Source organism: Brachybacterium sp. HMSC06H03 (genome assembly GCF_001807385.1).
In the GTDB taxonomy this organism is placed as follows: Bacteria; Actinomycetota; Actinomycetes; order Actinomycetales; family Dermabacteraceae; genus Brachybacterium; species Brachybacterium conglomeratum.
Genome location: NZ_KV788677.1, coordinates 1 through 6543, shown reverse-complemented (window position 1 = coordinate 6543; position 6543 = coordinate 1). Strand labels below are relative to the sequence as shown.

Below are 6543 nucleotides of genomic sequence, written 5' to 3'. Positions count from 1 at the left end.
CGGTCCGCACCGCCCGCGGCACCGGCGCGCGGCCCGCCGACGGCGAGGCGCCGAACGACAACGGGTCGGCTCCGGACCGCGGCGAGCAGACCGCCGAGGAGACGCGATGAGCCCCGCCGTCGAGATCGCCGTGGAGGACCTCGCCGGCCTCGAGGTCGCAGCGCTCGCCGGCGCCGACCGGATCGAGCTGTGCCAGGACCTCGACCTCGGCGGCACCACCCCCGCGCCCGAGCTCGTCGAGCAGGCCGTGCGCCGCGCCCGCGAGCTCGTCGCCGCCCGGGACGCGAAGCCCCACCTCGACGTGCACGCGCTGATCCGCCCCCGGGCGAGCAGCGCGGACTTCGTCGGCAGGCCGGCCGAGTTCGCGGCCGAGGCCGACGCGATCGAGCGGATGGCGGACCAGGCGGCCGCCGTCGTCGACGGCGGCGCCGCGGGCGTCGTGCTCGGGGTGCTCACCGAGGCCGGCGAGCTCGACCTCCCCGCCCTCGAAGCCGTGCGCGACAGCGCCCTCCTCGCCGCCCAGCGCGCCGGCCGCGGACTGACCCTCACCCTGCACCGCGCCGTCGACGCGATGCCCTCGCGCGAGGCCCGCGTCGCCGCCGTCCAGGCCGCGATCGGCCTCGGGATCCACCGAGTTCTCAGCTCGGGAGGGCAGGCTCGGGCCCTCGACGGCGCCGACGACCTCGCCGCGATGGTCGACGCCGCCGAGGACCTCGTCGAGATCTGCGCCGGGGGTGGGGTCCGCCCCGCCGACGTCGTGGACCTCGTCCGTCGCTCCGGCGTCGGCTCCGTGCACCTCTCCGCCCGTCGGCGGCCCGGTGCGCCCGTCGAGCCCGACGCCCCCGAGACCCTGACCGACCCGGCGATCGTCGCCGCGGCGGTCGATGCCGCAGGAGAGCTGTGAACACCGTGAACACCACCGAGAACCCCCAGGCCCGTCCCGAGGGCGAGGATCGCGAGCACCTGACGGGCCGCACGGACGCCGCGGAGGATGCCGTCGACTCGGCCCCCACCGCTGACCCGACCGACGCCGACGGCGCCGGGGAGGCAGAGGAGGCCGGGAGTACGCGCACCGCGCTCTACGTCCGCCGCCGGCGCGCCCCCGCCCTCGGGTTCTGGGTCCTGCTGTCCTTCCTGGTGCCCGGGATCCTGGCCCTGCTGAGCGTGCCGCTGTTCGGGTTCGGCGACCTCCGCGGCGTCGTGAACTTCGTGATCCTGGCCATGGTCGTGATCGGGCTCCCGCTCGCCGCGATCGCCTCGTTCGTCGACGCGCGCCGCCACCGCCGCGAGGACCGCCGCCGCGGCTGAGCGCCCGCATCCCCCGGCCGAGTGCACGCACCCCGCGGTCGAGCACACGCCGCCCGCACCGGGGACCCCGTCGGCGGGCGGGTGCCGCACCCCTGCCTGCCGCGCCCTGCCCGCGAGACGGACCGCACGGGGCGTCAGATCCGCGCTGTGGCATCATGGACCGGTGGCACGCGGCGACGGAAAACTCTCCCATGACCTGCTCCCCGGGGAGAAGGGCCCGCAGGACGCCTGCGGGGTCTTCGGCGTCTTCGCCCCCGGCGAGGACGTCTCGAAGCTGACCTACTACGGGCTGTACGCGCTGCAGCACCGCGGACAGGAGTCCGCGGGCATCGCGACCTCCGACGGCTCGCAGATCCTGGTCTACAAGGACATGGGACTGGTCTCCCAGGTCTTCGACGAGGCCTCCCTCGGCACGCTCCAGGGGCACATCGCGATCGGGCACACCCGCTACGCGACCACCGGCGGGTCCGTCTGGTCCAACGCCCAGCCCACCCTCGGCCCCCGGCACGAGGGCACCGTGGCGCTCGCCCACAACGGCAACCTCGTCAACACCGAGGAGCTGCTCGAGCTGATCCACGAGCGGCAGGGCACGCCCCGCACCGGCGAGATCGCCCGCGGCAACACCACCGACACCGCCCTGGTCACCGCACTGCTGAACTCCGAGGGCACCCTCGCCGACTCGCTGCGCGACGTCATGCCGCGCCTGCGGGGCGCGTACTGCTTCACCCTCATGGACGAGACCGCGCTGTACGCGGCGCGGGACCCGCAGGGCATCCGCCCGCTGGTGCTGGGCCGGCTCGAGCGCGGCTGGGTCATCGCCTCGGAGACCGCGGCGCTGGACATCTGCGGCGCGAGCTTCGTGCGCGAGGTCGCCCCCGGCGAGATGGTCATCGTCGACGAGCAGGGCCTGCACAGCGAGCAGGTCGTCCCCGCCGAGCCCAAGGGCTGCGTCTTCGAGTACGTCTACCTCGCCCGCCCCGACACCCGCATCGCCGGGCGCAGCGTGAACGAGTCCCGCGCTGAGATGGGACGCCAGCTCGCCCGCGAGCACCCCGTCGAGGCCGACCTGGTCATCCCGACCCCAGAGTCCGGGACCCCCGCCGCGATCGGCTACGCCCAGGAGTCCGGGATCCCCTACGGGCAGGGCATGGTCAAGAACGCCTACGTGGGCCGCACCTTCATCCAGCCCTCCCAGACCATCCGCCAGCTCGGCATCCGCCTGAAGCTCAACCCGCTGCGCGAGGTGATCCAGGGCAAGCGCCTCGTGGTCATCGACGACTCCATCGTGCGCGGGAACACGCAGCGCGCCGTGGTGCGGATGCTGCGCGAGGCCGGCGCCGCCGAGGTCCACGTGCGGATCTCCTCGCCGCCGGTGCGCTGGCCCTGCTTCTACGGCATCGACTTCGCCTCCCGGGCCGAGCTCATCGCCAACGGCCTGGGCATCGAGGAGATCGCCCGCTCGCTAGGCGCGGACTCCCTCGGCTTCATCTCCGAGGAGGGGATGATCGCCGCCACCGGCCAGCCCGAGGAGCGGCTGTGCACTGCCTGCTTCTCCGGGAAGTACCCGGTCGCCCTGCCGGAGCCCGTCGCCCGGGCACAGGGCATCCTCCAGGCTCGCCCCGGCGAGCCTGCCGCCGTCGGGAAGGACGCATGAACACCACCCCCCGCCCCGCCCCGGGCGACGCGATCACCTACGCCTCCGCCGGTGTCGACACCGCTGCGGGCGACCGTGCCGTCGAGCTGATGAAGGAGGCCGTCGCGGCGACGCACGGCCCCGACGTCCTCGGCGGGATCGGCGCCTTCGCCGGACTGGTCGACGTCTCCGCGCTGAAGGACTACCGCCGCCCGCTGCTCGCCTCCTCGACCGACGGCGTCGGCACGAAGATCGCGATCGCGCGCGCCCTCGACGTGCACGACACGATCGGCCAGGACCTGGTCGGCATGGTCGTCGACGACATCGTCGTGGTCGGCGCCGCACCGCTGGCGATGACCGACTACATCGCCTGCGGCGCCGTGGTGCCCGAGCGGATCGCCGACATCGTGCGCGGCATCGCCGAGGGGTGCCGCCTCGCGGGCTGCGCCCTCGTCGGCGGCGAGACCGCCGAGCACCCGGGGCTGATGTCCCCCGAGGACTACGACGTCGCGGGCGCCGCGGTCGGCGTGGTCGAGGCCGACGACCTGCTGGGACCCGACCGGGTGCGCCAGGGAGACGTCGTGATCGGCATGGACGCCTCCGGCCTGCACTCCAACGGGTACTCCCTGGTCCGCGCCGTGGTCTCCGCCGCCGGGCTCACCCTCGAGCAGCGTGTCGAGGACTTCGGCCGCACCCTGGGGGAGGAGCTCCTGGAACCCACCCGCATCTACACCGCGGACCTGCTGGCCGTGCTGCGCGACGCCCGCACCGTCGGCGCGGTCCACGCCCTCAGCCATATCACCGGCGGCGGCCTCGCCGCGAACCTCGCCCGGGTCATGCCGCACGGCCTCGCGGCCCGCGTGGACCGCGCCCTCTGGGAGCCGGCCCCCGTGTTCTCCCGCGTCGCCGGGTGGGGCTCCGTCCCGCAGCTCGACCTCGAGGGCACGCTGAACATGGGCATAGGCATGGTCGCCCTGGTCGCGCAGGAGCAGGCCGACCAGGTCCTGGCCGTGCTCGCCGAGCGCGGCCTCGGCGCCCGCGCGATCGGCGAGGTCGTGGCCGAGGAGTCCCTGCCCGAGCCCGGCCATGCGCTCGAGCACGTCGTCGCCGGCGCCAAGGGCGTCGAGGGCGGCGCGGTCATGCTCGCCGGCCAGCACCCCGGCTGGGTCTGAGCTGCCATCCCGCACACAGCAGGAGGGCCGACCCATCGGGTCGGCCCTCCTGCTGTGTCACGGTGCTCCGCGGAGCCTGCCGCGCGCCGCTCAGCGGCGATGTGCGGACGGGGCGTCCTCGTCGGCCCAGTCCTCGGCGTCCTCGCCCCAGTCGTCTCCGTCGGCGGAGGAGGTCTCGCTCCGCTGAGACTGCAGCTCCCGCTGCAGCGCCGAGAGATCCGTCGGCGGGCTGTAGTACTTGAGGTCCCGTGCCACCTTGGTGTGCTTGGCTTTCTGTCGGCCGCGACCCATGGATCTGACCCCCTGTGCGTCGGGTGCCGGGTGTGCTCGACGACCCGGAGGATGGCATTAGTTTCGGATGCCCAGAGTACATGGTCGCTCCGGCCGACGGCGAACCGCGACCCTCCGGACGTGCCCGACGTCCCTTCCGCGGCGCCCGGTGTGGCGGGCGGAGCACCGCCCGGCGAAGGAATTGGGCGTTTCGTGGCCCGCCTTGACCGGCCCATACACCTTACCGGGTAGTCTTGTGTCGGTACTCGAGTGCAGTGGGGACCCCCGTCCCGTCTCGAGCCGTCTCCCCCCAGCGAAAGGTCTCCTCCTCGATGAACGCTTCCACGGATCAGCACCCCGGTGGAGTGCCCGACGGGGACGACGCCGCTGAGCTGATGACGCCCGCGGAGGTCGCGAGCATGTTCCATGTCGACCCCAAGACCGTCACTCGCTGGGCCCAGGCGGGCAAGCTCACCTACATGCGCACCCTCGGCGGTCACCGCCGCTACCGCCGCGGCGAGGTCGTCGAGCTGCTGCGGGAGAGCTCCAAGGACGTGTGAGCACCGACCCGGTGCTCGGAGCGGGCTACACGCTCCACCGGATCGACCTCGGCAGCGACGACGAGGGACCGCTGCAGGCGAGCCTCATCCACCGCGAGCCCGTCCCGGGCGACGCTCCCCGCACCGGACGGACCCCGCCCGTGCTGCTCATGCACGGCTGGTCGGACTACGTCTTCGACCGTGACCTGATGGACCACCTCGGCGCCCGCGGCCACGATGTCTGGGGCCTGGACCTGCGCAAGTACGGCCGCAGCATCCTGCCCGGTCAGACGCCCACCGAGATCGACCACCTCAGCCGATACGACGAGGAGATCGGCGCGTCGCTGCGCCGCATCGGCCGCAGCGCGCCCCCGGTGATCCTCGCCCACTCCGCGGGAGGACTCGTCGCGACGCTCTACGCGCTGCGCCATCCCGGCGCGGTCCGGGGCCTCGCCCTGAACTCGCCGTGGCTCGAGATGCACCTCGGCCCGGGCGTGCGGAAGCTGCTCGAGGGCCCGGTGCACCTGATGGCCCGCCGGCTGAGGAGCAGGCCCATCCTCCCCGTCGGCGACGACGCCTACGCCCGTGCCACCCATCGTGACCTGGGCGGGGACTACGACTACGACCTCGAGCTGAAGCCGCCCGGGGGCCACCGCTTCCCCGCCAGCACCCTCCGGGCGATGCTCGACGGGCACCGGCGTCTGGCCGCCGCCGGCCCGCTCGCCGCACCGGCGCTGGTCATGCACTCGGACCGCACCGCGATCGCCTCGAGACGGGGCGAGCGCCCCCTCCACGCCGACACCGTCCTGGACGTGCGCTCCCTCGCCGCGGCCGCGCGACGGCTCGGCCCACGGGTGCGGATCGTGCCCGTCGACGGGGCGCGGCACGACGTCTTCCTCTCCGATCCGCCGGTGCGGGCGACGGCGATCGAGATCCTCGACGACTGGCTGGCCACGGATCTGCTCTCAGCGCCTACGATGACCGGGACAGGCCGCACCGCGGGCCCCGACGCCTCCGAGACCGGGACCTCGTGACCCCCGAGACCTCGTGACAAGGAGGAGCGCGATGACCGCGGACCCCCATGGCCTCAGAGCCCTCGCCGATGCCCAGCGCCGTGGGGCGGATCGGCTCACCCTCCTGCGCCTGCGCCTGGCGAACACGCTGGCCGAGGCCGGTCGCGCGGAGGAGCCCGAGGTCCGCGAGATCGGGGAGCGGGTCCACGAGCGCTGGACCCGCGAGGAGCATCCCGAGCTGGGACGCCTGGTCACGGGTCTGCGCGCGGCCGCGAAGCAGCTCGACCAGGAGGCGGTCCGGGCGGAGCGGCTCAGCGGCCGCCGCATGGGCGGTTACACCGGCGCCGGCTTCCTGGGGCGCGGCAGGGAGGCGAGCCGTCACGTGCACGAGGTCGCCGCGGTCGTCGCCGCCGAGCCCTCCTTCGTCGGCACCGAGCACGGGGCGAGCATCGGCGGCTTCCCGCTGCAGCCGAGCGTCCAGGAGGGTTTCCTCGCGCATCCCTCCTCCGCCCTCGGCATCGAGACCCCCGACTTCGACGAGGACGACGAGGGCTGAGCGGCGACGCGGCCCCGGCCCGCGCCCGGCCGGTGCCGACGCGACGCCCGTG

Annotated in this window: 8 protein-coding genes; 7 read left to right on the top strand and 1 reads right to left on the bottom strand. The window is 74.2% G+C overall.

The window, feature by feature from the left end; genetic code table 11:
* Window positions 1-106: 106 nt before the first annotated feature.
* The 4 genes from HMPREF3159_RS02675 (at window position 107) to purM (ending at window position 4113) form a co-directional block, all read left to right on the top strand.
* The gene (locus HMPREF3159_RS02675) at window positions 107-904 is read left to right on the top strand and encodes a copper homeostasis protein CutC (protein WP_070499553.1); all 798 of its coding nucleotides are present in this window, start codon (window positions 107-109) and stop codon (window positions 902-904) included.
* Window positions 901-1308, top strand: coding sequence for a hypothetical protein (locus tag HMPREF3159_RS02670; RefSeq protein ID WP_070499552.1), 408 nt, complete (start codon window positions 901-903; stop codon window positions 1306-1308). Before HMPREF3159_RS02675 ends, HMPREF3159_RS02670 begins: the two co-directional genes overlap by 4 nt.
* A gap of 163 nt (window positions 1309-1471) precedes the next feature.
* Window positions 1472-2962, top strand: coding sequence for an amidophosphoribosyltransferase (gene purF / locus HMPREF3159_RS02665; RefSeq protein WP_053917887.1), 1491 nt, complete (start codon window positions 1472-1474; stop codon window positions 2960-2962).
* Window positions 2959-4113 carry a phosphoribosylformylglycinamidine cyclo-ligase gene (gene purM / locus HMPREF3159_RS02660; RefSeq protein ID WP_070499551.1) on the top strand — a complete coding sequence of 385 codons (1155 nt, stop codon included), beginning with the start codon at window positions 2959-2961 and terminating at the stop codon, window positions 4111-4113. The genes purF and purM overlap by 4 nt, the downstream gene beginning before the upstream one ends.
* A 90-nt stretch (window positions 4114-4203) precedes the next feature.
* Here purM and HMPREF3159_RS02655 read toward each other — a convergent pair whose 3' ends face one another.
* Window positions 4204-4404, bottom strand: coding sequence for a DUF3073 domain-containing protein (locus HMPREF3159_RS02655; RefSeq protein ID WP_029360640.1), 201 nt, complete (start codon window positions 4402-4404; stop codon window positions 4204-4206).
* Between the two features lie 311 nt (window positions 4405-4715).
* On the opposite strand from HMPREF3159_RS02655, the gene HMPREF3159_RS02650 reads away from it, so the two are divergent.
* The 3 genes from HMPREF3159_RS02650 to HMPREF3159_RS02640 are packed head-to-tail and all read left to right on the top strand — an operon-like array spanning window position 4716 to window position 6491.
* Window positions 4716-4943: a BldC family transcriptional regulator gene (locus HMPREF3159_RS02650; protein WP_050815757.1), complete on the top strand. Its 228-nt coding sequence runs from the start codon at window positions 4716-4718 to the stop codon at window positions 4941-4943.
* Entirely contained in the window at window positions 4940-5956 is a 1017-nt protein-coding gene (locus HMPREF3159_RS02645; RefSeq protein ID WP_070499550.1) for an alpha/beta hydrolase, read from the top strand. The genes HMPREF3159_RS02650 and HMPREF3159_RS02645 overlap by 4 nt, the downstream gene beginning before the upstream one ends.
* A 31-nt stretch (window positions 5957-5987) precedes the next feature.
* Window positions 5988-6491 (top strand): hypothetical protein, encoded by a 504-nt coding sequence (locus tag HMPREF3159_RS02640; RefSeq protein WP_070499549.1) that lies wholly within the window; start codon window positions 5988-5990, stop codon window positions 6489-6491.
* The last annotated feature ends 52 nt before the right edge of the window (window positions 6492-6543 follow it).

Bases quoted from the DNA above. Each gene is read 5' to 3' on its own strand.
- HMPREF3159_RS02655 (WP_029360640.1), bottom strand. From the start codon at position 4,404: ATGGGTCGCGGCCGACAGAAAGCCAAGCACACCAAGGTGGCACGGGAC.
- HMPREF3159_RS02675 (WP_070499553.1), top strand. From the start codon at position 107: ATGAGCCCCGCCGTCGAGATCGCCGTGGAGGACCTCGCCGGCCTCGAG.
- HMPREF3159_RS02640 (WP_070499549.1), top strand. From the start codon at position 5,988: ATGACCGCGGACCCCCATGGCCTCAGAGCCCTCGCCGATGCCCAGCGC.
- HMPREF3159_RS02650 (WP_050815757.1), top strand. From the start codon at position 4,716: ATGAACGCTTCCACGGATCAGCACCCCGGTGGAGTGCCCGACGGGGAC.
- purM (WP_070499551.1), top strand. From the start codon at position 2,959: ATGAACACCACCCCCCGCCCCGCCCCGGGCGACGCGATCACCTACGCC.